The organism is Streptosporangium sp. NPDC048047 (assembly GCF_040653115.1).
Lineage (GTDB): Bacteria > Actinomycetota > Actinomycetes > Streptosporangiales > Streptosporangiaceae > Streptosporangium.
The window spans coordinates 69407-92576 of the sequence record NZ_JBEZNH010000009.1; the positions used below are offsets into that span (position 1 = coordinate 69407).

17 protein-coding genes are annotated in these 23170 nt (G+C 71.2%); 4 read left to right on the forward strand and 13 right to left on the reverse strand.

Annotated elements, in window-relative coordinates; genetic code table 11:
* Positions 1–219: 219 nt before the first annotated feature.
* The 5 genes from AB0D67_RS10730 to AB0D67_RS10750 form a co-directional block, all read right to left on the reverse strand.
* Complete coding sequence (locus tag AB0D67_RS10730; RefSeq protein ID WP_362932249.1) at positions 220–684, reverse strand: GNAT family N-acetyltransferase; 465 nt, start codon at positions 682–684, stop codon at positions 220–222.
* Positions 685–977: 293 nt separating this feature from the next.
* Complete coding sequence (locus AB0D67_RS10735; protein WP_362932251.1) at positions 978–1997, reverse strand: DUF4331 family protein; 1020 nt, start codon at positions 1995–1997, stop codon at positions 978–980.
* A 174-nt stretch (positions 1998–2171) separates the two neighbouring features.
* Positions 2172–4607: a S8 family serine peptidase gene (locus tag AB0D67_RS10740; protein WP_362932253.1), complete on the reverse strand. Its 2436-nt coding sequence runs from the start codon at positions 4605–4607 to the stop codon at positions 2172–2174.
* Between the two features lie 114 nt (positions 4608–4721).
* Complete coding sequence (locus tag AB0D67_RS10745; protein ID WP_362932255.1) at positions 4722–5762, reverse strand: hypothetical protein; 1041 nt, start codon at positions 5760–5762, stop codon at positions 4722–4724.
* The gene (locus AB0D67_RS10750; RefSeq protein ID WP_362932257.1) at positions 5759–6349 is read right to left on the reverse strand and encodes an RICIN domain-containing protein; all 591 of its coding nucleotides are present in this window, start codon (positions 6347–6349) and stop codon (positions 5759–5761) included. Before AB0D67_RS10750 ends, AB0D67_RS10745 begins: the two co-directional genes overlap by 4 nt.
* A 406-nt stretch (positions 6350–6755) precedes the next feature.
* Here AB0D67_RS10750 and AB0D67_RS10755 point away from each other — a divergent pair, with 406 nt between their 5' ends.
* On the forward strand, positions 6756–10862 hold the full coding sequence (locus AB0D67_RS10755; RefSeq protein ID WP_362932259.1) for a hypothetical protein: 4107 nt from the start codon (positions 6756–6758) through the stop codon (positions 10860–10862).
* Here the strand turns inward: AB0D67_RS10755 and AB0D67_RS10760 are convergent.
* From AB0D67_RS10760 to AB0D67_RS10780, 5 genes are all read right to left on the reverse strand, one after another.
* Positions 10784–13858: a BTAD domain-containing putative transcriptional regulator gene (locus tag AB0D67_RS10760; protein ID WP_362932261.1), complete on the reverse strand. Its 3075-nt coding sequence runs from the start codon at positions 13856–13858 to the stop codon at positions 10784–10786. The two genes, AB0D67_RS10755 and AB0D67_RS10760, sit on opposite strands and share 79 nt — an antisense overlap.
* Before the next feature lie 186 nt (positions 13859–14044).
* Positions 14045–15262 (reverse strand): histidine kinase, encoded by a 1218-nt coding sequence (locus AB0D67_RS10765; RefSeq protein ID WP_362932263.1) that lies wholly within the window; start codon positions 15260–15262, stop codon positions 14045–14047.
* 9 nt (positions 15263–15271) lie between these two features.
* Complete coding sequence (locus AB0D67_RS10770) at positions 15272–15934, reverse strand: response regulator transcription factor (protein ID WP_362932455.1); 663 nt, start codon at positions 15932–15934, stop codon at positions 15272–15274.
* A 29-nt stretch (positions 15935–15963) separates the two neighbouring features.
* Complete coding sequence (locus tag AB0D67_RS10775; protein ID WP_362932265.1) at positions 15964–17661, reverse strand: carboxylesterase family protein; 1698 nt, start codon at positions 17659–17661, stop codon at positions 15964–15966.
* Positions 17662–17756: 95 nt separating this feature from the next.
* Positions 17757–18458 carry a hypothetical protein gene (locus tag AB0D67_RS10780; protein WP_362932267.1) on the reverse strand — a complete coding sequence of 234 codons (702 nt, stop codon included), beginning with the start codon at positions 18456–18458 and terminating at the stop codon, positions 17757–17759.
* Positions 18459–18681: 223 nt separating this feature from the next.
* Between AB0D67_RS10780 and AB0D67_RS10785 the strand changes: the two genes are divergently transcribed.
* Entirely contained in the window at positions 18682–20664 is a 1983-nt protein-coding gene (locus AB0D67_RS10785; protein WP_362932269.1) for a DUF6571 family protein, read from the forward strand.
* Position 20665: 1 nt separating this feature from the next.
* On the opposite strand, the gene AB0D67_RS10790 is transcribed toward AB0D67_RS10785, so the two are convergent.
* Positions 20666–21073, reverse strand: a complete 408-nt coding sequence (locus AB0D67_RS10790) for a hypothetical protein (protein ID WP_362932271.1) — start codon at positions 21071–21073, stop codon at positions 20666–20668.
* 126 nt (positions 21074–21199) lie between these two features.
* On the opposite strand from AB0D67_RS10790, the gene AB0D67_RS10795 reads away from it, so the two are divergent.
* A complete protein-coding gene (locus AB0D67_RS10795; RefSeq protein ID WP_362932273.1) occupies positions 21200–21490 on the forward strand; it encodes a hypothetical protein in 291 nt (96 codons plus the stop codon).
* Here the strand turns inward: AB0D67_RS10795 and AB0D67_RS10800 are convergent.
* Positions 21473–22087, reverse strand: coding sequence for a hypothetical protein (locus AB0D67_RS10800; protein ID WP_362932275.1), 615 nt, complete (start codon positions 22085–22087; stop codon positions 21473–21475). The two genes, AB0D67_RS10795 and AB0D67_RS10800, sit on opposite strands and share 18 nt — an antisense overlap.
* Positions 22020–22685: a DUF433 domain-containing protein gene (locus AB0D67_RS10805; protein ID WP_362932277.1), complete on the reverse strand. Its 666-nt coding sequence runs from the start codon at positions 22683–22685 to the stop codon at positions 22020–22022. Before AB0D67_RS10805 ends, AB0D67_RS10800 begins: the two co-directional genes overlap by 68 nt.
* 273 nt (positions 22686–22958) lie before the next feature.
* On the opposite strand from AB0D67_RS10805, the gene AB0D67_RS10810 reads away from it, so the two are divergent.
* Complete coding sequence (locus tag AB0D67_RS10810; RefSeq protein ID WP_362932279.1) at positions 22959–23156, forward strand: hypothetical protein; 198 nt, start codon at positions 22959–22961, stop codon at positions 23154–23156.
* Positions 23157–23170: the final 14 nt, after the last annotated feature.

Here is a 23170-nt window from a genome sequence, read left to right on the forward strand (position 1 = left end):
CCCAGCAGGATGGCCCCCGGATCCGTGGTGGCCCCTCCCCTCGGCCCGACGGTGGGGCTGCCCCTACCCCGCACGCCGGTGCCGCAGCCTCGCCGGTCGCGATCGCGGGTCTTCCGGCCGGGCGGCCGAGTGGAGGAGGACCGTGAGGGACCGGGCCGCGTGCGTCCGTCCCGGCCGCGCCGGGGTCGCGCCCGCGGCGACCGGCGCACCGGGGCGGGGTCAGAGGGACCGGGTCATGAACACGCTGTTGGGATCGGGGCGGTAGCCGGCGAACGGCTCGCAATAGGTGAACCCGTGCTTCTCGTACAGCCTCCTGGCGGGCAGGAAGAACCCGGCCGACCCGGTCTCCAGGCTCAACCGGGTGAAGCCCATGGCCCCGGCCTCGGCGATGATGTGCTCCAGCAGCCGGGACGCGATGCCGCTCCGGGCGCGTTCCGGCGCGGTACGCATCGACTTCAGCTCGGCGTGGCCCGCGTCCAGCCTCTTGATCGCCCCGCAGCCCACCGGGTCCTCACCGTCCAGGACCGACCAGAACGTGACCCCTGGCGCGCGGAGCCCGTCGAGGTCGAGGGCGTGCTTGCTCTCCGGCGGGGTGATGGACCGCATCTGCCGGACGTGCTCCCGGAGGAACTCGATGATCCGCGGACCGGACAGGTCGTCCACCAGGATCCTCAACTCGCTCAATTCACTCAACTCACGTGCTCCGCGTCGTGGAGGGCCGCGTCGCCGGACCCCGAACCCGTCGATGTGCCGGGAGAGGCATCCCGCACCCGACCGTGAGGGGCGTCCCGGTACGGCCGGGCCGTACCGGGGCGCGCCCCCGCCCGGATCGATCCGAGCCTGCTCCAGGTTTGTTCCGGACCCGTTCCGGACCTGTTCCAGACCTGTTACCGGCCCGTTCCGGCGCCGTCCGGCCAGGTCGTCGGCGGTGAGTCGGTTCGGCCGGCGGAGCCTGCGGTGCGTCCCTCCGGGATCCGTCAGGAGGCGGCCGCCGGATGCGGGTCGCCGAGGTACGGGAATCGGTCCAGGGTGTCGGTGTGCGGCCTCAGCCCGGTGGGCGGGGCCTCGTTCTTGGTGAGGAACGCGACGCGGATGTCGATGACGTCTTCGGCGAAGGTCCGGCCGTTGGGGTAGGAGGCCGGCTTGGACGGGTCGAAGCTCAGCACGTCCGGCAGGAGGCCGTGCTCGTCGATCGCGGCGATGGCCTCCTCGCGCGAGTAGCCACCGGTGTGGCCCAGCAGGTGAACGAACTGATCCGTCCATCTGTCGCGGTCGTCGACCGGCTCGCCGGCGTTGTAGTCCTCTTTGGTGTCGTCGGTGTTGAAGAAGCTGCTCATGGACGGGTGTCCGGCCCGGTCGGCGTGGACGAGTCGGCCGTCGCGCATGACGCTGCACCGGCCCCAGATGTGCAGTTCGGGGTCGGGTGCCAGCTCCGCGGTCGGCAGTTCGATGGCCATGGAGAAGACGTTGGCCGTGAGGTTGGAGTCGACGCCGGTCCAGGGGGACCGCCCGCCCAGGTGCGGGGCGGTGAAGTTCCGATTGCCGCCGGTGTCGAACAGGTTCTTGATGCCGTCGAAGTCGAAGAAGAAGGCGTCGCTGCGGCTGCCGGCGGCCACCTGGTAGTCGCCGCTGCGGACCACGTTGGCCTGCGGACCGAAGGAGACGGCGGCATCCGACACGATCTCGGTGCCGACCGCCCCGGGCTCGCGCGCCTGCGCACCGGTGGCCATGAACACGCTGTAGGTCTGGGAGCCGTCGGAGGCCGGTGGGCTGAAGACCCAGCTGAAGGCGACGTCGGTCAGGTAGTCGCCGTCGTTGTCGATGTTCAGGCGGTATATCGCGTCGGGGTGCAGCGCGTCGGCGTTGGGATTGGCGTTGAGGATGAGAACGGTCCTGCTCGGATCCCCGGGTGCCGCGAAGGCGTACAGGTCGCACAGGTCGAGGCGCTGGTCTCCGAGCGGCGGCCCGAGGCTGAGTCCGGTGAAGTGGTTGGACATGTCAGGCCCTTTCCTCGCTCGTTCACCGGACAACCGCCGGAATGCTCCAAGAGCCGTCCTGGGGCGTGGTCACGTCCTGCCGATCTGTGCTTGATCCTGTTTCCGCAGGTTAAGCCCTATCTACCGAGATGGACGAGAGGTAGTGACGGACGGCGAGTCGCCCCGCTCGTCCATTCACCCGATGAAGGAGGCGTAAGCGTCGACGGAGACGGTCACCGGCGAGGTGCTCTGGTTCCTCAGCACGATCGTCCCGTCCGGGCGGAGCGCCGCGATCGCGAAGCCTGCCGTGTCCTTGCCCGCCGTGTAGGCCACCGTCCGTACGGTGGCCCCGCCGCCGGCCGGGACGATCTCGACGGTGCCGCCCGCGGCGCCGTGCGCGGTGACGGCGAGGCCGAGTGCCCGGACACGGGAGGCGGGGACGCCCTCCACGTCACCGGGCCGCAGGACGTGCGTGCCGCCGGCCGCGATCGTCACCCCGGTGGCCAGCGGGAGCGGGTCGGTCGCCCTGGTCACCGAGCCGCGCCGGGCGGTGGTGTAGTAGCCGCTCACTTCGATCGACACCTCCGCCGCACCGGCGCCCAGGTTGTGCACGTTGATCTTGCCATCGGTGCCGGGCTTGACGATGGTGAAGAACTGGGTGGGCGTGTTGGCCGGGTAGTCGACGTTGGCGTCGGGTGGGAAGGGGTCGCCGGCCGCGTAGACGCGCATCGTGCCGGTGGAGGGGCTCTTGACCAGCACCGTCAGTGCGAGGCTCTGCAGTTCCGCCGGCGGGATCTCGGGGATGGCGGACGTCGGAAGCCGCAGTTCGCCCATGGCCGGGACCGGGACCCTGTCGGCGATCCGCACCGGGGTGATCGGCAGGTAGGTGCCTGCGACGGTGTCCGCGGCGTGGTCGAGGGTGTAGCCGTGGACGTCGAGGTAGACGCGGACGGGCTGGCCGCTGCGATTCTCCACCTTGATCGCGCCGTCGGCCCCGACCTTGGCCAGGATCATCGTGGAGGCGTAACGGGTGGCGTCGTAGAAGACCGCTCCGCCGTTCGGCCCGGCGCTCCCCGAGGGGTGCACCGCCAGCGAGCCGGTGTTGAACAGGTCGCCCTTGGCGGCCACGTTGAGCGCGACGGCGGCGACGCCCCGCCCGGGCAGCCCGGCGGCGCCGGTGACCTTGACGGTCAGGGTGGAACTGCCGCTGATCATGACGTTGTCCAGGAGGCGGGCCCGGGTCTGGAAGAGCTGGTCGGGTCCCGGTCTCGGAGCGGCGCCCAGGGCCGCGTCGTCCAGTTGCAGGCGCGGGATCGTGACGCCCTCGTGGATGATGTCCTTGCCGGTGGCCTTGATCTTCGCTTCCAGCTCGGCCGGGGTGGCGCCGGGGAACGCCTGGCGCAGCACCGCCAGCGCGCCGGCGACGTGCGGGGCGGCCATGGAGGTGCCGCTCTTGGACGCCCACTGCCCGCCGGGCACCGAGGAGACGATGTCGGAACCCGGCGCGAACACGTCGAGCAGCGGCCCCGCGTTGCTGAAGCCGGACACCTCGTCCTGGTCGGTGGTGCTGCCCACGGCGATGGCGGAGGAGACGCAGGCGGGAGCGCTGACCGCGTCGGGGTAACCCTGGTTGCCCGCGGCCACGACGGTGGCCACGCCCGCGGCCAGCAGCCTGTCGACGGCCACCTTGCGCGGGTCGTTGTCGCAGGCCGTGGTGTAGCGGCCGGAGCCCAGGCTGAGGTTGACCGCGGCCACGGGAAGGCCCCCTTCCGCCAGCTCCAGCACCTTCTCCATCCCGGCGATCTGGGCGCTGACGAAGCTCAGCAGGCAGGGCGTCCCCGCGGCTCCGCAGTAGGCGACGGAGTCGAACCTGCTGTAGACCTGGACGGCGGCCAGGGCGGCGCCGGGAGCGACGCCGCTGCCGTCGGCGTCGCTCAGGCCCTCGCCGTCGCCCGCCACGATCCCCGCCACGTGGGTGCCGTGGGCGCAGTCCAGGTTCGCGCACGGGCCGCTCTCCGAGTCGGCGGCCCCCGGCCCCTCCTGCCGATCCGTGCCGTCGGGGCACAGGCTGGTGGCCGCGTAGCCGGGATCGCTGGGAGAGAAGCATGCCTCGGCGACGACCCGGCCTCCGAGGAAGGGGTGGTGGACCGCGACCCCGGAGTCCAGGACGGCGACCACGCTCCCCTCGCCGGTCAGCCCGGCCTCCCGGGTGCGGTCGCCGCCGATCAGCGGCACGCTCTGGGCGAGCGCCGGGGCGACGGGGACGTCCTCGGACACGCTGAGCACGCCGGGCTGCCGCGCCAGCCGTTCCACGGCCGCCTCGTCGGCCCTCAACGTGACCACCGGCAACCGGGACAGCTTCTGGACGACCTGCGCGGCGTCGACGGCGGAGGCCGCGCTCGCCAGGGCCGTGCGGTCCCGCGTCACCACGTTCACCCTCACCAGGTCGTCGCCGCCGCTCGCGGCGAGCCTGTGTGCCAGCCCGGCGTCCACCTTCTGTGGCGGCTCCGGGTTCGCCCGGGCGACGTCCGCCGTGCCCGCCCAGGCGGCGTCCGCCGTGCCCGGCGCCGTCAGCGGCGCCGTCACCAGCGCGGCCACGGCGACGAGGCGGCGCACCAGACGGTGCTTCATGAATACCTCCGCATCGGCTTCGACTCCTTGCCACTTCGGCCGTGGACGTGCGCTGTCCGGCCCCCGCGCCGGGAACGCGGGGGCCGGACAGGGCCGTGACCACGGGTCACCGCGTCACCGTGTCGCCAGTACCGCCTCGGCGCGCCGCACCCAGCCGTCGAAGACCTGCATCGATTCGGTCAGCGCCGGCCTCTGATCGGCCACCATGATCTCTTCGTAGGCCCGTTTGGCCGCCCGGTAGGTCGTGAGCAGGCCGGTGCTCTGGGCGCAGGCGGCGTCGGCGGCGGCCACCTGCTTCTCCGTCGCCGTGGCGGGCACGTCGGCCGCCCGTTCGGCCCACCGGATGTCGTTGCGCGCGCTCATCGGGCTGTCGTAGCCGTAGCCCTTGCCGGTCATGCACGTCGTCCATCCGGCCAGGGCCTGCTTGACGGCGCTGTGCTCAAGGGCCAGGAAGCTCGCGTCGTCGGCCATCAGGCGCGGGTCGGCGGCCAGCGCCGGGTCCCCGTCGAGCACCTCGGTCGCGCCGCTCGCCTCGCAGCCGCCCTCGGGGATGTCCGCGCCCGAGGCGGTCCTGTCCAGGGTGCCGTCGTAGGCCTCCATCTCCTCCGCCGTGGCGGCGCGCTGGTCCTGGGGCTGCTCCGCCTGCGCGGCCACCGCGGGGTCGGGTCCGGTGCGCGGGTACCCGGTCCGGGCCGTCGCGGTCGCGTCGAGGGGCTCGATCAGGTCCGCCTCGATGTAGTCCTCGGGGTTCCAGTTCCGCACGACCCCGTCGGTCCAGGCGGAGAACCCGAGCGAGCGCATGCACCGCGCCGCCGCGGCGTCCTTCGCCAGGTCGATGGTGTGGATGTCGTCCATGGACGTCATGAACGGATCGAGTGGCATGGGAAGGTCCGGATCCGAGGGGGCGGCGGTGAGAGCGGGCTCCGGGATCGGGGACGGCTCCGGTCCGAGCGACCCCGTGGGCATGGGGGTCGGCAGGACGTCGCCCGTGGTGGGAAGGGGGTCGGGATCGAGGGTCAGGCCGGGGGTGGGAGCCGGGGAGGCGTCGGCCATGGCGCTCTGCGCGGCCGGCGTGACGTTGACTGCGGCGGCGACGCCCGCGGTGACGGCGAGAACGGCCCCGGCGGCCAGCAGGGCGGGAGTGTGCTTTCTCATTTTCCGTTCTTCCTCCAGTAGCATTCACCCTTGCCTATCCATTTGCCCTCGGTGCAGTAGCTCCGGCTGTAGAGGATGATGTTGGAGTATTTGAAGGGGTTGAGAACGCCCAGGGTGTCGTGCCACCTGTCGTTCAGGCAGCCCTGCCAGTTGTACCAGATGAAGAAGCGGCGATTGTATCCTTTACTCCAGACGCTGCGTCTCTTCCAGTGCTGCTGGTTTCCTCCCCACCAGCTCCACTGCGTCACGTCGCATGCGGCGCCGTTGTAGCTGGGGGAGAAACGCCGGTTCCAGCGGTCCATCGACTTTCCGCTGTTCACGTTGCGCACCCGGTAGTAACCGGCGCTGCTCTTGGTCTCCTTCCACAGCTGGCTCTTGGAACCGGTGGACGGCCAGGAGACCACGATGCCGCCGTTGGCCTTCGACTTCTTGTAGACGTCCAGGTATTGGCGGGTGAACTGGTTCTGCCACCGGTACGTGCCGTCCGCGTGCGCGACGCCTGGGAAGAGCCCTGCGGCCAGGGCCGCGGCGACGAGCACCGTCGCGCCCCGCGTGGCCGTGCGGACGGCAGGACGAGAGTGTCCCATCCTGTGCGTCCTCCTTTCTGAGTGGGCGGTGCAAGGGATTCGGCCGGCGATTTCTTTTCGGGCCGGCGTGGACGTGATCCACCCTTCGCCTGGTCGGCCTCGGGAGTCGGGCGGAGCGTAAACGAGCGCGAACGGGCGCCACAATGCCGGATCCGTAGCGCATCGGTGACAGCGGGTCTTCATTCGGACCGTCATCGCAGACGGCTGCCCTTTCGAAGCCGTCGGGAATCCGTCCGAAAACGCGCGCATGCGCGGCGCAAGCCTCACGCAAGCCGCGCGCAAGGAGGGGGTCTAGTCTTCACCCTGGTGCATTCCACGAAAAACCCGTCAAATGCATTCCCGGAGGAGTGGGTTGTTGATTTCACGGCGTCGCGCTAGCGCTTTCGCGCTGGCCGCGGGATTGGTCATGTCGTTGTCTGCGATCCCTCCGGCGAAGGCCGCTCCTCAGCCCGCGCCGCCGGCCGCCCAGCAGGACCTGGCCGCGCCCGCACGTCCCGCGGACCGGCCGGCCGCGCTGGCGGAGGACCGGCGGGACGCGCTGCTGGGCGGCGGCTGGCGGCGGTCGGCGGACCTGGCCTGGACGACCTCCGGCGACGGTGACGGCCTCCACGTCCTGGTCGCCGGGGAGAGGGAGGGCTACGCCTGGCGAACCGTGGCCACGCTATCGGAACCGGGCTTCGAGGCCGATCAGTGGATCGGCAACGCCTGCCTGACCGGATCGGGGCGCAGGATCGTCGTGGTCTACGCGCCCAGGACGTTCACCAACAAGGAGGGCCTGTCGGCGCGCGGCGGCTTCACCGCCGTGGTCGACCTGGAGACCGGGGCGGTCCGCAAGCTGGCCGTGCGGGCCTCGCTGGCCTACTTCAATCCCGGCTGCGGAGCCGGGGAGAGCGCCGTGCTCGCCCAGGAGGGCGTGGAGGAGCAGACGGCCACCCGCGGCAGGACCCGGCTGCTGCGCGTCGACGCCGCCGCCGGCCGTGTCGGCGCGGCGATCGAACTGAAGGGCCAGGTGACCTCGCCCGTCCCGGTCGAGGGCGGGGTGGTGGCGGCCGACGGCAGGCGGCTGGTCCTGGTACGCGACGGCGGCGAACGGGTGCCGCTGCTGCGGACGCGCGACGTGCCCATGCGGCTCCGGGCCGACGCCGGCGGCGGCGTGGTGTTCATGGACCACACCGCGGACGAGGCCGTCGTCCGCCACGCCGCGATCCCGAGCCGGCCGCGCCCGCTCAGGGCGTCGGAGGTGAAGGACCTGGGCAGGGGCCGGTTGGGCTCCGTCGGCATCGCCTCCGGCGCCGGCGGCCGGGTGTTCCTGACCGGAGAGCTCACCGGCGCCGCTCCCCTGCCCCCCACGGTGACCAGGCTCGCCGTACCCGCGAACGCGCAGCCCAGCACGTACGGCAGGGCCGCGCTGACCGCCGTGGACTGGGCGGGCGCCGCCGATCCCCGCGCCCCCGTGGCCGCGCCGGCGGCGGCCCGCCCGGTGAACGTCTCGATGCGGGTCACCGCCACCGGCCGGAACCTGGACCTCACCGCCGCCACCGATCGCGCGATGAGCGCCGAGGCCGGCTCGGGCCGCGCGCTCAGTCCCGCCCTCGCGCCGGACACCGGCACATCGCTCACGGCGGACGCCGCCGGGTCTCCCCACGATCCGGTGGAGGCCGAGCGGAGCTGCTCGGTGCCCCGCAACGACCCGGCCAGCCAGGCGTTGCAGCCCAAGCCGCGCCAGGTCGAATGGGCCGTCGACCAGGCCGTGCGCGGCGCGCTGCTGGACGACCACGGCATGGGCTCGCCGCAGACGCTGTTCCCCAGGCACGGGCTGGTCACCGGCGGTTTCATCCCGGCCCAGGTGATGCTGGGCGTGACCGCGCAGGAGTCCAACATGTGGCAGGCCAGCCGCCTGGTGGTGCCCGGGGAGAGCGGCAACCCGCTCATCGGCAACTTCTACGGGCTGCAGATCTACAACGCCACCCCCTCCGACGACTGGGACGTGTGGTGGAGCGAGGCGGACTGCGGTTACGGCGTCACGCAGGTGACCGACGGGATGCGCCTGGCCGGCCGGGAGAAGGAGCACGAGACGGCGCTGCCGTACCGCGTGCAGCGGGCGGTCGCGCTGGACTTCAACGTCAACATCGCCGCGGGCGTTCGCATCCTGGAGGACAAGTGGAACGCCACCATGAACAACGGCATGAAGATCAACAACGGTGATCCGGCGAAGCTGGAGAACTGGTTCTTCGCCCTGTGGGCCTACAACAGCGGTTTCTACCCCGACACGGGCGGCGGCTTCTGGGGCGTCGGCTGGGCCAACAACCCGATCAACCCCCGCTATCCCGCCGACCGCGCGCCCTTCCTGGAGTCCGGTTACTCCGACGCCAAGGTGCCGCAGCAGTGGCCCTACCCCGAGAAGGTGCTGGGCTGGGCCGGCCACCCCCTCGAAGCGCTGGAGTCACCCGGCACGTACGTGGTGGGTTTCCGGCCCGCCTGGTGGAACGGCACCGACACCGGCTCCATCGTGAACCGGCGCAACGTCAAGCCGCCGCTCACGCTGTTCTGCAACGACTCCAACGAGTGCCACCCGGGCGAGAGGTTCCCCAACGACCTCGGCGAGCCCGCCGGACCGTGCGGCCGGGGCGACCTGCGCTGCTGGTTCCACCAGCCCGCGACCTGGAAGAGCGACTGCGGCTACAGCTGCGGAAACGAGGTTCTGCGCTTCGACCCCGGCTATCCCTACCAGGGCAACGGCGCCGCCTACCCGCCCGCGTGCGGCACGGGCGGGCTGCCGCCCGGCTCCCTGGTGATCGACGACCTGCCCGGCGGCACACCGACGCCCCGCTGCGGCACCACGGGAGGAAGCCAGGGCACGTTCGGCCTCACCTTCGCCCAGGACGGCCGGGGCATGTACCCGTCGAAGATCGACCTGCACCAGATCGACGGCGGTTACGCGGGCCACTACTACTTCGGCCACACCCGGGACCCGGGACGCCCGTCGATGGCGGTCGAGGGCACCTGGACGCTCGGCAGGTCGATCAGCCAGCCCGCGCAGATCCTCGTCCACCTGCCGGACCACTACGGCTACACCCATGAGGCCACGTACGAGATCGAGACCGCGCAGGGCGTGCGAAAACGCACCGTCTCCCAGCGCGTGGGCGGCAACCAGTGGAAATCGCTCGGCGCGTTCATGTTCGACGGCGTGCCCAGGATCAGGCTGAGCACGAAGGTCGACGACGCGAGCGGGGACGAGACCGTCGTCTTCGACGCCGTCGCCGTCCGGCCCGTCCAGGGCACCTACGCCGAGCACACCGTCGAGGCCGTCGCGTTGTTCGACGAGGACCAGGACATCGACAGCGACACCCTCAGCACCTGGATGATGAACACGCCGCTCAAGAACCGCGACGCGCTCCACGACTGGGGGCTGAAGATCTCGGGCGACGTGGCGGCGCTGCCCACCTGCACCTCGGGACCCGAGCGCGGCTGCGCCATGCCGAAGATCAAGGCGGCCATGCAGGAGTGGAACCAGCAGGTCAGAGAGGCGGGTACGTCCCCGGACCAGCATCCGCCGGGCAAGGGCATCACGAACTGGATCCACTTCTCCAACCCCTACGACGACCGGCCCACCGGTCCGTCCAAGCCGTCCTGGTTCGACACGGAGGACGACAGCTACAAGACCAGGGCGAAGGCCACCGTCTCCTTCGTCAGGACCGGCGACGGCCTGATCGTGGACGGCAGCCAGTACGCCGACTACGACGACCGCACCGGTAACACGGTCCTGCCGCGGTTCGTGATGAACACCATCCGGGCGTTGGAGGACGACTACGGGATCAGCCCTCCCGACCTGGCCTACAGCACCGCGGACCTCAACGAGCACGACGGAAGGATCAGGACCGCCCGCCCCAACGCCACCGGCGTCCTGCCGGGACGGGCCCTGCTACCCGTGCGCAAGGCGGCCACGCTCGTGGACGGCGGCACCTGCGTGGCGGCCGAGTCGGTCTCGGGCGGCATGATCGGCTACCGCCCGATGCTGGGCATGTCGAACCCCTCCCTCGAAGCCGCCACCTGGCAGGTCAGGGTGTCCACCGACACGCGTCTCCCGGGTGAGGTCGCCCAGGTGGTCATCGAGATCAACAACGCCTTCTTCGCCGACGGCGGGGTCACCAGGCTGGACGGGTCGATCTTCAACAACGCACCGCCGATCTGGCAGCAGCTCGATTTCAAGGTCTGCGCGGACGGCAGCGTGCGGCGGAACGGCGGCGCCCCGGTGCTGCGCTCCAGCTTCATGCCCGACCAGTACCTCTACCACAACGGCCAGGCCATCGACCTGGACGGAAACCGGTCGGGGAGCCGCTCGCCGGTCATGCGGGGGGACTTCAGGATGTTCAGCCGGCTGCCGCGCACCGGCGGCCTGCTGGACAGCCCGTACGGCGACTGCACCGGCTCCGGTCAGGTCGGCAACCCCTGGGGCCTGTCGGCGCCCGCCGGCGCGGGCGCCAACCCGGGGAGTGCCCACCTGTGCGAATGACCGTCCGAATCACCGGCGTGGCGCGCCGGGAGGCCCGTCTCCGGCGCGCCGTCGCCGACGGCCCGGCGCCGGTCGACCGCCCAGCGCGCCACCTCGGCGGCGTGGCCGTGGTCGCCGTGCGCGGACAGCTGCGCGGCGATCTCCGCGAGGGTGCGGGCGGCCCGGCCGCTGTGGGGTATCTCCCGCGCCCTGGCGGCGGCCCGGCGCAGCGCGTGACGCGCCTTGTCCCGCTCGCCCACCATCAGGTGGCCGCGGGCCAGCCCCTGCAGCGCCGACACCTCGGCGCGCACGTCCCCGGTGGGCGCCAGCAGACCGGCCGAGGCGGAGAGCGACCAGGTGGCCGCCGCGTGGTCGCACGCGTGCAGCTGCGCCATGCCCAGCCAGTAGTGCACGTAGCCCTCGACCGGCCCGCTGCCGACCCGGCCGGCGATGTCCAGGGCCCACCGCAGGACCTTGGCCGCCTGGGCCGTCGCGCCCAGCATGAGCTGGGTCTGCCCGGTCTGCAGCAGCACGTGCGCCTCCGCCAGATGGTCACCGGTGCCGCTGATCAGGTCACAGGCGGCACGGAAGTGCCGCAGCGTCGTGGGAAGGTCTCCGCGCCCGCGTTCCGCGATGCCCATGCCGATACGGCACAGCGCCTGCGCCCGCCCGTCTCCCAGCTCGGTCAGCTCCGCCATGGCCTCCGACAGGCAGGAGAGCGCGTCCTCGTAACGCCGCTGGTAGATGCGCAACGCGCCCAGGTGGCTGAGCACGATGGCCGCGCCGCGGCGGTTCCCCCCGTCCCTCGTGGCCGCCAGGGCGGCCTCGTGGGTGAGCTGCCAGTCGTCCAGGTGGCCGTAGGTGCCGAACAGCGTCGTCCCGGTGACGGCCAGATCCCAGCACGCCTCGTGGAAACCCTCGTCCGCCGCCTGTGTGATGACGGCGACGAGGTTGCCGCGCTCGGCCCCCCACCAGGCCCAGGGGTCGGCCAGCAGCCGATCGCAGTAGGCGGGCTCCAACGGCCGGCGGGGGAACTCACCGTGGTTGAGCAGGAAGTTCGCCCCGTAGGCGGCCTCGTGGGCGCGGTCGGCCAACGCCAGCCACGCGCCCAGCACCCGCGACAGGGCCGCCGCACGCTCCCCCGGCGCGATCTGGGAGGCGGCCAGCTCCCTGCTGTAGAGGTGGATCAGGTCGTGGAAGCGGTAGCGCAGGGCGCCCATCCTGTCGCGGCCCGCGACCTGCAGAAGCTGGTTCTCCACGAGCAGTTCGACGTGCTCCTCGGCCTCGCGCACGGGCACGTCCAGCAACGGAGCGGCCAGCCAGGCGGCGAAGTCGGACATCCGCAACAGCCCCAGCAGGCGGAACAGCCGGCGGGTACCCGGCGGAAGCGCCTGGTAGCTCAGGTTGAAGCTGGCGCGCACGTCGGTGGAACGGTACTCCAGCTCGGCGAGCCTGTTGCGCTCGTCGGCCAGCCGGTCGGCCAGGGTGGCGGCGGTCCAGTGGGGCTTGGCCGACAACCGGGTCGCGCAGATGCGCAGCGACAGCGGATGGTGGCCGCACAAGGCGGCGAGCCGGCGTACGGCCCGCCATGTCTCAGCCGTACGTTCCAGCTCGACGGCGGAGGTCAGCAACTCGACCGACTCCTCCTCGGTGAGCAGGCCCAGCTCAACGTGGTGCGCGCCCACCAGCCCCGACAGCCTTCTGCGGCTGGTCACCAGCACCGCGCAGGCGTGGCCGCCCGGCAACAGCGGCTCCACCTGCGGCTCGGCGGCGGCGTTGTCGAGCACCACCAGCATGCGGCGTCCTGCCAGCACACTGCGGTACATCGCCGCGCGTTCCTCGGCCCCGGCCGGGATGTCCTGCTCGGAGACGCCCACCGAGCGCAGGAAACGTAACAGCACCTCCTCCGGTTCGAGGGGCGCGGACCCGGCGGCGTGCAGGTCCACGAAGAGCTGCCCGTCGGGAAAGCCGCGGCGCAGGCTGTGTGCCAGGCGCAGCGCGAAGGCCGTCTTCCCGATCCCCGCCATGCCGGAGACGACGACCGTCGCGGTTCTGTCACGGCTCCCGGACAACCGCAGCGCCTCGTGCGCCGCCGCGAGCCGTTCCTGCCTGCCCACGAAGCAGACCGGGTCCGGCGGCAACTGGCCGGGCAGGACGGCGACGGGCTCACGGACGGCCTCACGGACGGCCTCAGGCACGGGTCCGCGGACGGCCTCGGGTACGGGCTCTCGAACGGCCTCGGGTACGGGTCCGCGGACTGCCTCGGGCTCCAGGTCCCCCTCCTGCCCCGGCGCGTCGCCGGTCAGGATGTGAGCGTGCAGCCGTCGCAGCCCGACGCCGGGCCCGACGCCGATCTCGACGTCCAGCAGGCCGCTGATCTGCGCGTACGCCTTCAACGCCTCACTACGGCGTCCGCCGCGGTACAGGGCGAGCATGAGCTGCTCCCACAGGCGCTCACGCAGCGGCTGCTCGGCCAGCAGGGCACGGTGGCCGGTGACGACCTCCTCGTAGGCGCCGGCGGCGAGCCGGAGATCGGCGCGTAGCTCCCGCAGTTGCAGTCGTGCCTCCTCCAGCCGGGTGGCCTCCGCCGAGATGATCGGCGTCGCCGGGACGTCGTCGAATGCGGGGCCGCGCCACAGACCCAGCGCCCGTTCCACCCGCTCCGCGAGGTCCTCGCCGGTCCCCGCGCGGACGCGGGTCACCGCGTCGTCGAAGACCCGCATGTCGAGCGCCGCGGGGTCGGCCAGCCTCAGCTCGTATCCGGCCGGCCGGCCCACCAGCGCTCTCGGCTCGGCCAGCGAACATCTGAGCCGCGAGACGAGCGACTGCAGGGTCTGCCGGGCGGAGGCCGGCGGCCTTTCGCCCCACAACTCGTCGATCAGCCGGTCGGCCGAGACCACCTGGTTCGACCTGCTGAGCAGGAGAGCGAGCAGCGTGCGCTGCTTGGGCGCGTTGACGGGGATCACCTTCTGACCGGCGAGCACCCGCAACGAACCGAGAACCTGGAATCTCAGCATCGTCTCCCCCTCCGGTGGAACACGGCCGTACGTCCTCCCCAATTGAAGAGGTTGCGCCGACAGCGATCAAGATCGCGCCCTGGCGTCCGCCAAGCGGTGATCGGGAGACCTTCGCTCTTTCGTGCGTCTCGTTTCCAGGTATGGCACGTGGTCGCGGACCGGCGGCGGATCCGTCTCCGGCCGCGGTCAGGAGGAGGCGCCGGGAACGCCGGGGGTGCCGTCGCCGCGGGGGGTGCCGCTCTGAGGAGTGGCGTGCCGAGGGGTGCCGGGGATGGCTGCGGTGACCGTGAAGCCGCCCGCGTCGTCCGGTCCGGCGCCGAAGGCGCCGCCGAGCAGGGTCACCCGGCGTTCGAGTCCGATCAGCCCCATCCCCGAGCCCGACCCGGCCAGCGCGGGGTCGGGGCCGTGCGGGGAGCGGGCGTTGCGCACCTCGACCTCGACCCACCCGCCCTGGTAGGTCACGGCGACGGTGACCGGCGCGCCGGGGGCGTGCTTGCGGGCGTTGGTGAGCGACTCCTGCACGACCCGGTACACCGCGCGCGCCACCACCGCCGGCACCGTCCCGGGGTCGCCCCGCACCTTCAGCTCCGCCCCGTCGGCCGCCGCCAGAGCCGCCAGGTCACCGCCGGTGTCGTCGTCGGGACGCGCGACCGGCACGGGCCTCACCCCCGTCGTGACCACGCGCATGAGGTCACGCAGCTCGGTGAGGGTACGCGTGCCGGCCCGCCGGATGTGCTCGGCGGCATCGCGGACGTCGGCGTCCCGGGTGGTGACGCGCAGGGCGTCGGCGTGCAGGACGATCTCGGTGACGTGGTGGGTGACGATGTCGTGCAGCTCGGCGGCCAGCCGCCGGCGCTCGGCGGTCTCGGCGCGTTCGGCGAGCAGGCGGCGCTCGGCGTCGGCCAGCTCGGCGCGGCGGCGCAACGCACGCAGCAGCTCGCCTCTGGCCCGCAGGTACAGGGCGACGAGGGCGGGCAGGGCGGTGGCCGACAGCGCGACGTACAGGCGGGACCAGGTGGGCGCCCAGACGGGGATCGCGGGGATCGCCAGGACGGCGGCGAAGGCGAACGCCTGCCGCCAGGGCAGCACGTAGACCAGGAACGACACCACGAGCGGGGCGGCCACCGGCGCCGCCGAGCCGGTGGCCGGCACGAGCACCGCCGTGACCGCCACCGCCAGCGCCCCGACGCCGCGCGGGAAACGGACGACCAGCGGCAGGCAGGCGTCGAGCAGCAGGTTCAGGGCCAGCTCCGGGAGCGAGCCGCCGTTGACGAACACGATGACCTGGACCGCGGCGCACGAGACGGCCACGCCCGCGGCGGTCAGCAGCGTCACCCGCCGATCGCGGCCGTCCAGCTCCGCCCTCTCGGAGGACGGGAAACGCGGGAAACCGGGGAGTCGCACGTCGGAACCTCAGGGTCCGCCGGGTCCGTCGAGGAGCCCGGCCTGGTGGGCGAGCAGGGCGGCCTGCGTACGGTGGGTCAGGTCGAGCTTGACCAGCAGGCGGGAGACGTAGCTGCGCACGGTCGCCTCCGACAGGAAGAGCCGCCGCGCGATCTCGGGGTTGGTGAGCCCTTCCCCGAGGCAGGCGAGTACCTCGCGCTCGCGCTCGGCCAGTTTCGCGACCCGCGCCTTCGCCGCCTCGCGCCGCGTGTCGCCCCGGGAGGACTGGGCGAGCAGCCGGCGCGCCGCGCTCGGCGACATCACCACGTGCCCGTCGGCGGCGACCCTGACCAGGCTGAGCAGGTCCTCGGCGGGGGTGGTCTTCACCAGGAAGCCCGCGGCCCCCGCCTCCAGCGCGCCGAGCACGTGCTCGTCGGAGTCGAACGTGGTGAGCACGATGACCGCGGGCGGCGCGGCCAGGGTCGCGATCTCCCTCGTGGCGGCGATGCCGTCCACACCCGGCATCCGCAGGTCCATCAGCACGACGTCCGGCCGGTTACGCAGGACCTCCTCGACCGCCTCCGCCCCGTCGCGAGCCTCGCCCACGACCTCGATCTCCGTACCGGAGCCCAGGATCGTGCGCAGATGGCGGCGGACCATCGGATCGTCGTCGGCGAGCAGCACCCTGATCACGCCTGCATAGTCTGGCACAGCCCGCCTGCTCAGCCGCCCAGACCGTCCCAGAAGCCGCAGCGGTGCTCCTCGCTGTAGCGGGCGGGCCCGATGCCGCCCTGGCTGTCCGGCCTCAGGCTCAGGACGGACCCGCCGCGCCCGGTGAAGGCCGGCCAGGCGGGCGCCCCCACGGCCCGCGGTCTGCCGGTACGGGCGAACGACGTCCAGTAGTCGATCATCCGCTCCGCCAGCCGCCACTGCTCGGCCGTCAGGCTGCTCCACGGCCGCCCGCCCAGGTCGAACAGGTACGGCAGCTCACTCGCGTGCTGGGCTCCCAACGGGAAGTCCGCCGTCGCGCCACCGATGTCGGGCGCGTGCTCGTCGGCGAACTCGTAGGCGTACACGGTGGTCCCCGCGGCCATCGCCCGGTCGCCCGCCAGAGTCGGGCAGGACCAGGCACGGTCGGTGCTGAGCGCCGCCCACGCCTGACCGGGCGAAGCGTACTCCGACAGCGGGTACTCGCGCGCGACGGCGTCCGCGTGCTCCCCGAACGCCTCCTCGATCAGCTTCGGGTAGCTCTCGGCCGTCACCGGGTATCCGGCCCGCGCGACGCCGGCGACGAAACCGCTCGCCTCGTTCCGGTTGCCACCGGACATCACCGGGATCCGGGCGAACCGGCCCTCGCGCAGCGCCCTGGCCGGGTCGAGGGGCAGCAGCGGCGTGCCGTACGCGAGGTTGCTGGCGAAGCTGTCGTTGACCTTCATCAGCTCGGAGACCGGCTTGGCCCGCAGGCACGCCAGCTCCTTCCCCTCGGGACAGCCGAGCTGCTCGGCCGCGGCCAGCCCGGTGCCCTCGCTGTCCTTCAGCGAGCTGTACGGCCGGATCGGCGGAATGCCGGGGATCGGCACGTAGGTGCCGCTCACCCAGTCCAGCATGCACGACCCCGACTGGATGATCGCCTTGCCGGCCAGTCCATGCAGGGCGGGCGAGGTGAGCAGCGCGCACGTGCTCATCCCGCCGGCCGACTGCCCGGACAGCGTCACGTCGTCCCGGTCGCCGCCGAAGGCGGCGGCGTTGCGACGCACCCAGCGCAGGGCCTCGACCTGGTCGGCCAGCCCGAACGTTCCCGACCCGGCCAGCTTCGGCAGCGACAGGTAGCCGAACGCGCCGAGCCGGTAGTTGGGCGTCACGACGATGACGTCGCCCCGGTCCGCCAGACGGCGGGCGCCGTACAGGTCACCGCCGCCGGTGATGTAGCCGCCGCCGTGCAGCCACACCATCACCGGCCTCGGTCCGCGCGAGGGCCGGGAGGGCACGGTGACATTGAGGTAGAGGCAGTCCTCGGCGCCGGTCCGTTTTCCCGACGCCGTCTGCGGGCACTGCGCGCCGGGCCTGGTCGCGTCGGCGACGCCCTTCCAGGGGGCGACGCGCACCGGGTCCTTCCAGCGCAGCGCGCCCACGGGCGGCCGCGCGAACGGGATTCCCGCGTACGTCCTGACCGTGCCGTCGTCCAGGCCTCTGATCCGGCCCGAGTCCAGCCGGACGACCGACGACCGCCGTCCGGTCCGCACGGCACGGGCCTGTACGGTGCCGACCTGGGTGCCGGCGACCCGGGTGGCGGCCTGTGCGGTAGCGGTTTGTGCGATGGCGGCCTGTGCGGTGGCGGTTTGCGTGGCGCACGTCGTGGCGGTGAGACAGCCGCTCGCGATCAGGGCGACCAGCCGTCGAAGAGGTATCTCGGTGAACATACGGCCAGACTCGCGCGGCGGCCGTGCCCGCCGTCACGGGCGAATGTTGTGACCTCGCGACGCTTTGTTGCGTCCTGCCGCCGTGCATCGACGTATCACCATCTGTCAAAGGAACCGAGCAGCATCCAGGCGGGAATGCCGACGAAGAGGGCGCACACCACGATGTCGACGACCAAGGCGGCGCCGGTGTCCATGCCGTAGGCCAGGACGCCCGTCGCCATCTGCACCGGCACGATGCTCATGAACGTCCAGACGAAGGCGCGCCAGAAGAGCATGAAGAACCCGTCCCACCAGCCGAACAGCAGCCCCCACAGCAGGATCCCGAGACCGAGGAAGGCCAGGATCAGCCAGTTGCCGAGCGTTCCGCTCGCCTCCGGCGCGAACCGCGCCGTCTCGCCCGACGCGTCCACGCCGACGACCTCCCCGCGCCAGAGACGCAGCGTGGCCGGCTGTCCCTCCTTCGCCTTCTCGTAGAGGCCCGGCGACACGTCGCGGCTCTGCCGGGAGCCTCCGGCCCGCTGCCAGGTGACCTCGAAGTGGGTGGTCGTGTCCGTGCTCGTGGTGCCGTCGCCGTTGGTGTGCGTCGTCGTCGTGGTGTAGGTGCGCCGGCCGACGATGGAGACCGGCTCCCTGGCGAAACAGGCGCCGCCCCTCTCCTCGCACGCCACGACCTCGCGGAACGCCCGGGTCTGCCGGTACGGCCCGCCGGCCGCGGCGAGCGCCGCCACGACCACCCCCAGACCGAGCAGGACCACGATCCACCGCGCGGGGGAACGCCCCGGCGACGATACGAGCACCGACGGTCGTCTGTAGCGACGGAACCTCATGTCCGATCCCCATGGTCATCATTCACGGATGGTGTTCGACCCCGCTCCCCAGGGTGCTCTCTCGCGACTCGCGACGGGGCGATTCGGGAAAGGAAGCCGCCCGGCGGGCGGTGAGTTTGCATCATTCACCCTCAGCCCACCTTTATCGAGTTAAGGTGAAAAATCCGAAATAAAGGGATGAGCAGGAGGGCCGATGGCGTCCGGAACGGGGCCCCTGTCACCGGACTTCACCGGAATCGACCCCGAGCTGATGGGGGGCTTTGTCACCGCGCTGGAACGCGGCCGGGACGTCATCGGCGAGCAGTCCGAACGGATCCGCCAGCTCCTCGCCACGGCGCAGGTACCCGCCGCCGGCCTCCAGCCGATCCGGGAGATCGGCGGCTGGATCGACGACGAACTGCCGAAGCTGCGCAAGCGCAACGAGACCATCAAGGCGAGCGACGCCTTCGCCCCCTGGCTGCCCGGCGCGCGGACGCCCGGCTCCAAACTGGTCGGCTACGACGAGGGGAGGATCCTCTCCCCCGCGGAGGCACAGAAGCAGGGCGCGGCGCTGGGCAAGCGCTTCCTGGCCATCGAGCCGCGAAGCTTCTTCTCGTTCGGCAACCCCTCCTCCGACGCGTACATGAAGGCCGTCAAGGAACTGGCCGACCACAAGGACGACGCCGACTACACCGCCGCGTTCTTCGCCGCTCTCGGCACGGAGGGCACCGTACGGCTGCCCGCCCTGCTGCGGCAGAACCTGGACACCGCCGACTTCCAGGCGTCCGCCGGCCCTCCCCGCCCCGACGACGAGGTGCTCCGGGCGGTGAGCCAGGCGTTCGGCACCGCGGTCACCGGAGGATCACGCGTCCCGGGCTTCGCGAAGATCAAAGAGGAGATCCGCAGCACCGCCGCCGGAGCCGGAGCGGGCCTGATACTGAGCGCGGGGAAGTTTCCCGCCGAGTGGCTCCGGGACGTGGTGCTGAACCACGGCTTCGCCGACCCCAAGAAGATCAACACCGGGTTCCTCTACGCCCTGGGCAACAACCCGGCCGCGGCGCGGCAGGCCGTCGCGGCGGTGACCGGGCCGTACGGAAAGGATCAGACGAAGCTCAAGACGTTCCTGAAGTCGCTGAACGAGCGCGCCGGCGGCCTGTACGCCGGTGGAGAGGACAGAGCCGACGCCTTCGGACGCATGCTGGCCGCCGCCTCGGGCGCCTACGACGAGGAGGACGGCAGGCACAGCCAGGAGTCGGCGGCGTTCGCCTACACCGTGATGACGATGCTCGACGATCTCAAGCTCGGTGACGGAGCCCGCGTCCACCTGGCCGAGATCGCCGGCGCGTACCCCACCGAGATCACCGAGGGCGCGAACATCGGCGACGCGAACATGGCGGAGCCCAGCGCGCTGAAGCCCTCGACCTCGGCCTTCGGCCTGAAGTCCGCCTTCACACTGAGCCCGAAGGACACCTACCGCTTCCTCAAGCTCTTCGCCGACTCCCCGGAGAACCTCAAACCGTTCGACGAGGGCATGGGACGGTTCTCCCAGAAGGTGATCGCCGACGCCTCGGCGAAGACCCGGAAGACCGGGGACGTCGAGCATCTGGACCGGGTGTTCACCGCCCTGGGCAACGTGCGCGGCTTCGAACTGGCGGCCGTCGAGAAGGTCCAGGGCGACCTCGACACGATCGACAAGCAGCGGGACGACCTGGTGGGGTTCATCCGCGACACCGCCATCGGGACGACGAGCATCTTCGCCGCGCCCACCCTGACCGCCGACTTCGCCTGGCTGGCCCTGAGCACCACGTTCGCCGCCGACGGCGCCTTCGGCGGCGACGACGAGACCCGGGTCGAGAAGGCCGACAAGCAGGACGCCATCGACACCCTCGGCCGCCAGCACACCTACGCGCAGATCCTGATGGCGAACGGCTTCACACCGAAGGTGACACCGGGCGAGTACCAGGCGCAGTGCCCGCCGGGGGTGGCGATCGCGGACAGGGACGGGGAACTGAGACCGTTCGAGGACCTGATGAAGCAGGGGAACAAGGGGCTGGAGGCGTTCGAGAAGTGGGCCGTTGTCAACGGGATGGGCAGCGAGGACAGGACTGCTGTTGGGAGGTTGTCCGGCAACATGGCGAATTCGTTTGATGGCGGTAACAAGCGGGGACGAGAACGCGGCCTGATGTTCGACAGCTAGCTCATGAGGTCGGCAGACACTCCGTCTCTCCTTTGACCGCGTACTTCCCGTTGGACGGCGACTCCAGGATTATTACGGTCTTGTACTCGTCATTGGCGAGCCGAATGGGGGCGTTCCCACGGTCATCGACGATGCGATACGACGCGACTCCCGAAAGTGCCCCCACCAACATGGTGTTGAGGCTATCCGGCTTGCGTTCGGACGCGGGATCCCTTCCTGCGACAGCGAAAGTTCGCTTCGCTTTCCCTTCGCCACAGGGGATATCGCGCCCACCGGCGTCGGTTATACGGACATCCAGAACCTGACCCTTCTGCATCAGTTCCGTGATGTGCTCCTTGAGCGTCTCCCCCGCCTCCGCCGCCGTAGGCCCGCTCTCCCCGCACCCCGAAACCGTCACCAGCACCGTCACCGCGCACACCACGACGCCGCGCCGTACAGAAAACGCCATTGATTCCTCCGGGGCTGGCCGATGTGCCGTAGATCCAATAATGTCCAATGAGGCCGCCGCCGTGTCCACGATCCACAAAGGGGATGTATGAATCCTCAAACCGGGGATCTGGTGCCCAACCCGCGGCGCCAGGTGCTGGAGCAGGCGCTGACCGAGGTCAGGGCGCGGGTCGCCATCCTGGAGGCGGCGCTCGATCCGGCGCACGGTCAGTTCACCGGGCAGCCCGTGTGGGTGGGGCCGGCGGCCCGGCGGTTCGCCGAGGACCTCACCGCCCGCCGGGTACGGCTCCGCCAGGCGGCCAGGGCGCTCCTCGAAGCGCTCGAGGACGAGCTCCGTTCCGTCCCGGAGAAGGTCCCGCCCTCAGCTCTGCGGCACTGACGACCCGTCAGACCGGAGTCCCCCGGTGTGCGGCGAGGAAGAGCAGCGTTCCGGCGGCTGAACCTTTTCGACCGCCATGACGATCATGTCGCTGTATGGAGCGCATCCGATGTTCTTCGAGCGCTGCGCTCGCTTCCTCTTCGCGGCTGGAGCCGCGTAAGGGACCAGCCCATTCACGGTCAGCCGCCATACGCCGGAGCGCCGCTGGCTGGCTTCACTACACATTCCTGACAGATTGCGGGCGATCAACTCCTTACGCTCCTCGATCCTCGACTCGCCGGGCAGAAGGAATACCGCGACCCTGGCCCTGAGATACGCCTCGTATTCGTGCGGGCGCTCAAAGATACGGATGTCACACGCGATCACCAACCAGCCTCGCTGCCCGACCAGAGGCAACCAGCGCTCATCGGGAGCACCGAGCGCCTCATCACGCGAGCCGAACAGTTCCGCGGGAGTGTGAACCGGATAGCCCAGCCCGGCCAGCAGCTTACGGACGCTGCGACTGACGCTGTTCTCGTCGAGGTAGAACTCAGGCGGCGTGGCCCAGGAGGATGCGGGTGGCGGTCCTGACGTCGTCGAGGGTGACTCCGAGCTCATCGGCGATCACCTCTGGCTCCTCTCCGGCCTTCATCATCGCCGCCACCTCGGAGACCCGCGTGCGCGTCTCCGCGAACATCGGCTGCCCGAACGCCCGGAGCGGATCGATCACCACGTTCGACGGAAGACAGCTCCGCAGCCGCAGGCTCGCCGGGAACCCGTCCTCCGCGCGGACCACATAGTCCAGGTAGTCGGTGACGATCTCCCTGATGACGTGCTGACCCGTCCGAGCCTCGATGAGCCCCGCACCGGCCTTCGTACGCGAGAAGTCCCACAGCACGTCGATGCCATCCGTCGCCAGCTCGGGGGCGAGCAGGACGTACTCGTGACCGAACTCCCGCTGAAGTCGCTGAAGCGCGGGCCTGATCCTGTTCGGCTTCACGCCGGCCCGTTTGAGGGCATCCAGCACATACGCCTCGGCCATGGCGACGAACGGCACCGTCGCCTGCCGCGAGCCCCCGGAAGGAAGAATGTGCAGAAGCGGACGCCCTCGCTCGTAACCTCGGGCCCAGCGGTTGAAGGTCCGTTGCCGAATGTCGAGGAAGCGAGCGGCGTCGCTCTGGTTCAGCAGGCCTGTTCGAGTCCTGACGTCGTCCATGTCGCGCGCCTCCTCTCATCACTGTGCCTGTTGTCATCATCGCCGATCGGCCCATCATCGGACAGGGCGCCTCGCCATGGGACACGTGGAGACGAGAGGGAGGTGGAAGGACACTCGCCGTCCGGCCGCCGCGGATCCACGGCCCCGTGTGGGTCGCGAACGAGGCTTGCCAGGGGATCGTACTCGGCTTCACTCCTGGCAGGCGGCTGTTTCTCGCGAGGGCCGATCAGGAAAGCCCCGCCGCTCGTCTGATCTCACCGGAAGATGGCTGTAATGGCCCGGCCGAGACGGCATCGCATCCTGCTCCACTTCGACGGCCCGTCGTGGATGTACGAGAAGGCGCCCTGGGAGAACAACGACCCTGAGGTCATCGACATGGCCCGGGTCCCCGGGAGCGGCCGGTTGACCGCGGTCGGCGGGAACTCCTCCTTCGACGAGGACAGCGCCGGGTGGATCTGGATGAGGCACTGACCGGCCGTTCCGGA

What these genes read in the sequence shown, in the direction of transcription:
- AB0D67_RS10805 (WP_362932277.1), bottom strand. Translation starts at nt 22,685, where the DNA reads ATGGACGACGTCAGGACTCGAACAGGCCTGCTGAACCAGAGCGACGCC.
- AB0D67_RS10760 (WP_362932261.1), bottom strand. Translation starts at nt 13,858, where the DNA reads ATGCTGAGATTCCAGGTTCTCGGTTCGTTGCGGGTGCTCGCCGGTCAG.
- AB0D67_RS10785 (WP_362932269.1), top strand. Translation starts at nt 18,682, where the DNA reads ATGGCGTCCGGAACGGGGCCCCTGTCACCGGACTTCACCGGAATCGAC.
- AB0D67_RS10810 (WP_362932279.1), top strand. Translation starts at nt 22,959, where the DNA reads ATGGCCCGGCCGAGACGGCATCGCATCCTGCTCCACTTCGACGGCCCG.
- AB0D67_RS10745 (WP_362932255.1), bottom strand. Translation starts at nt 5,762, where the DNA reads ATGAGAAAGCACACTCCCGCCCTGCTGGCCGCCGGGGCCGTTCTCGCC.
- AB0D67_RS10740 (WP_362932253.1), bottom strand. Translation starts at nt 4,607, where the DNA reads ATGAAGCACCGTCTGGTGCGCCGCCTCGTCGCCGTGGCCGCGCTGGTG.
- AB0D67_RS10750 (WP_362932257.1), bottom strand. Translation starts at nt 6,349, where the DNA reads ATGGGACACTCTCGTCCTGCCGTCCGCACGGCCACGCGGGGCGCGACG.
- AB0D67_RS10735 (WP_362932251.1), bottom strand. Translation starts at nt 1,997, where the DNA reads ATGTCCAACCACTTCACCGGACTCAGCCTCGGGCCGCCGCTCGGAGAC.
- AB0D67_RS10755 (WP_362932259.1), top strand. Translation starts at nt 6,756, where the DNA reads ATGTCGTTGTCTGCGATCCCTCCGGCGAAGGCCGCTCCTCAGCCCGCG.
- AB0D67_RS10800 (WP_362932275.1), bottom strand. Translation starts at nt 22,087, where the DNA reads ATGAGCTCGGAGTCACCCTCGACGACGTCAGGACCGCCACCCGCATCC.
- AB0D67_RS10795 (WP_362932273.1), top strand. Translation starts at nt 21,200, where the DNA reads ATGAATCCTCAAACCGGGGATCTGGTGCCCAACCCGCGGCGCCAGGTG.
- AB0D67_RS10775 (WP_362932265.1), bottom strand. Translation starts at nt 17,661, where the DNA reads ATGTTCACCGAGATACCTCTTCGACGGCTGGTCGCCCTGATCGCGAGC.